Source organism: Burkholderia sp. E168m23 (genome assembly GCF_016586125.1).
Lineage (GTDB): Bacteria > Pseudomonadota > Gammaproteobacteria > Burkholderiales > Burkholderiaceae > Burkholderia > Burkholderia orbicola.
The window spans coordinates 1-623 of record NZ_BCPP01001667.1 but is presented as its reverse complement, the minus strand read 5'-3'; the positions used below and the strand labels follow the sequence as shown (position 1 = coordinate 623).

Sequence of the window (623 nt, the reverse complement as noted above, 5' to 3'; positions counted from 1 at the left end):
CCGCGTACTGGAAGGAGCGTCGCGACCGCGCACTCGTCGCTGCATTTCTCGGCGCCGGCATCAAAACCGGCGAAGCGCGCGCGCTTACGATTAGTTGCATCAATACGAGCAACACGTCGCTGCGGATCGAATCGACGCATCCGGATTACGCACGCGAAACTCATCTGGCCTCATTCGCGATCGCGTTGCTGGAAGCCTGGCTCACCGAACGCAAACGCCAGGAGATTCCGGGGGAGCTCGTCTTCCCCGCGTCGCACGCCGGACGGCCGATGCACAAGGCGACGATGCTGCGCGCGATCGACGCGATCGTCGAATCGGCCGGGCTCACGTCGTCGCGCACTGCACGCACCAGCCCGCAAACCTTGCGCAATACCTACGCGGCGGAACTGTTCGAGCATGACGTGCCGCCCGAGCGGGTCGGCAAATGGCTGGGCTTCATGCGGCCGATCTCGTCGAATCGCCTGCATCGCGCGTGGAAAAACTGGCGCGACGGGCTGGCCGACAGCAACGGTGACGCGTCCGACCGCGACGAAACTCACTGATCAGGAAACGGCTGCTCGCGCGACGCGATCCGTGAGCAGCCTTGCGTGGCGCAGCCTCACCGTTTCACAGCTCCCGAAAAA

The 623-nt window shown here is 64.4% G+C and carries 1 protein-coding gene; it reads left to right on the top strand.

Annotated elements, in window-relative coordinates; genetic code table 11:
- On the top strand, window positions 1-542 hold a 542-nt coding region (locus JMF90_RS39550; protein WP_201326598.1), incomplete at its 5' end, for a tyrosine-type recombinase/integrase.
- Window positions 543-623: the final 81 nt, after the last annotated feature.